A 2565-nucleotide genomic window follows, 5' to 3' on the forward strand; every position below is an offset into this window, starting at 1 on the left:
AAGCTCTAAATAATCATCAGGATCTAAAAACATCAAATACTCACTATTTGAATGTTTAACACCATTATTTCTGGCTGCAAAGGTGCCTAGGTTTGTTTTATTATGGATTATTTTTATTCTTGTATCTTTTTTGGCATATTCTTTAGCTATTTCTATACTTTTGTCATTTCCACAATCATCCACAACGATTATTTCTATATCTTTAAAGGTTTGATTTATGCAACTTTCCAAAGCTCTTGCTATATATTTTTCTACATTATAGGTGGGTACAATTATTGAAATTTTAGACATTATTTTTCTTAAAAAGTTTTTTAGGATGGCGCAAATAAAATCTAAATAGTAATCTAAATCTAAAAAATCTTAAATTGATACCGACTGAAGAAAATAAAGCCTTTATATTGAGATAATTTAAAGGATAATATTGCTCAATATAATAATGAATATAATGTAAAAATATCTTATTTGCTAATTTTTCATTTAATATCCTGCTTTCTTTGCAAAAAAGTAGGATATTGACTCCAATCTTACACATACAATAAGCCTTAAAATAAGCTCTAAGCTTAGAATAATCATCAAAATAATCTCTTAAAGACTCTAAATAAAAAGGCATATTTTTAGGAATTATTTTTTCTTTTTCACTTTTTATTATAGAATTGGCTCGAATTCTATAAATTAACAACTCTTCTTTAATACAAGTTATCTTTTTAGCGCTTAAGAATAATATAGTTCCAAAATCATGATCTTCATGATAAATCCCATAAGTAAAACGAAGCTTATAGACATTTAATAAACTTGCCCTAAAAGCTCCTTGCCAAGCAAAATAAAACTCGCAAATATCATTCTTTTTAAAAAAATCAATCCCACTGATATTTTTAGCGTATTTACAATTTAAATAAATATCACATTCTGCTTGTTGTCTAAATACTTGACCTTCTTCAAGAAATTCTTTAATATTATGTGTGCAAATATCTATATCATCTTTACTCATCTCATTTACGCATTTTTCAATGCAATCAAGCTCTAAATAATCATCAGAATCTAAAAAGTGAATAATATTATTAGGTAAATCTTGAATTATAAAATCATTAATATTTTTAAGCTTTGTTTGGATTATATTTTTACTAAGTTTTGTAAAGTTTTTATTTATTTCTTCTTTTGCAAGTTCTTTAGTATTGTTTTTAAAAGCATTTGTGCTTTTGTAGCTTACAATATTATCTTCATTTTCAAAAAATTCTCTTAATTTTGTATCTTTGATAAATTCTAAACCCGCATTTCTAGCTGAACTTAAACCACCATTTTCTTTTATAATAAGAAAAATTCTTTCATCTTTTTTAGCATATTCTTTAGCGATATTTAAGCTATTATCAGTGCTTCCATCATCGACTAAAATAATATCTAAATTTTTATAGGTTTGATTTATGACGCTTTTTAAACACTCATCTAGGTATTTTTCCACATTATAGATTGGGATTATAATAGAAACAAAAGAAACATTCATATACACCTTCTTTGTTTTTTAAAGATTATATAAAATAGAAAATAAAAAAATAATTATATATTAATAATAATATTAAAAATTTTATAATATAAAATTAACTTTTTTTTGAATTTAAAAAAATAGATGAAAGAAACAATAATTTAATTAATCTATAATATTAAACACTAGACAATTATAAATTACTTATAATTTTAACTTTTTTTTCATATGAAATCCAATTTTTATTATTTTATAATAATATTTATTAATAAAATGCAATCTATATTTACAATCTAAAATTTCAATATTTAAAAAATATAAATAATATTTTTTAACATTCAAATTAATTTTAGAATTTCTTATAAGTTTTAAAATTTTTTCACAATCTGCCAATTTTTCATCCACTTTATCTAAATTTGTTATAGAATTATCATTAACAATATAATAATAACCAACGTATTCGATTGATTTTATCTTCTCATTAATCAACAAAGCAAAAACAAATAAATCCTCTGCAAAAATTAAATTATAATTTTGAAAAGATAATAATATTTGTTTTAAATAAAAATCTTTTTTTACAATTAAATTACACAAATTCCAAGGTGTAAATTGCTTTTTTTTGATAATTTTCAAGTATTCTTGCCAATTTTTCCATTTTGCTGAAAAAATTTCATAGTTATTTTTATTTATTTTTACATATGAAAAAGATAGCAATACATATTCATTTATATTTTCCATTGCTATTTTACAAATATCAAGCTCTAAATAATCATCAGGATCTAAAAACATCAAATACTCACTATTTGAATGTTTAACACCATTATTTCTGGCTGCAAAGGTGCCTAGGTTTGTTTTATTATGGATTATTTTTATTCTTGTATCTTTTTTGGCATATTCTTTAGCTATTTCTATACTTTTGTCATTTCCACAATCATCCACAACGATTATTTCTATATCTTTAAAGGTTTGATTTATGCAACTTTCCAAAGCTCTTGCTATATATTTTTCTACATTATAGGTGGGTACAATTATTGAAATTTTAGACATTATTTTTCTTAAAAAGTTTTTTAGGATGGCGCAAATAAAAT

2 protein-coding genes and 1 pseudogene are annotated in these 2565 nt (G+C 22.5%); all 3 read right to left on the bottom strand.

Features of this window, described 5'->3' with window-relative positions:
• On the bottom strand, positions 1-291 hold a 291-nt coding region (locus tag AJ939_RS07265; protein WP_148115608.1), incomplete at its 3' end, for a glycosyltransferase family 2 protein.
• A gap of 966 nt (positions 292-1257) precedes the next feature.
• Positions 1258-1498, bottom strand: a pseudogene (locus tag AJ939_RS11370) (glycosyltransferase family 2 protein); the annotation flags it as partial.
• A 183-nt stretch (positions 1499-1681) separates the two neighbouring features.
• Complete coding sequence (locus AJ939_RS07275; protein ID WP_070276503.1) at positions 1682-2524, bottom strand: glycosyltransferase family 2 protein; 843 nt, start codon at positions 2522-2524, stop codon at positions 1682-1684.
• Positions 2525-2565 lie beyond the last annotated feature (41 nt).

This window comes from Campylobacter sp. BCW_6889 (assembly GCF_001762535.1).
Lineage (GTDB): Bacteria > Campylobacterota > Campylobacteria > Campylobacterales > Campylobacteraceae > Campylobacter_D > Campylobacter_D jejuni.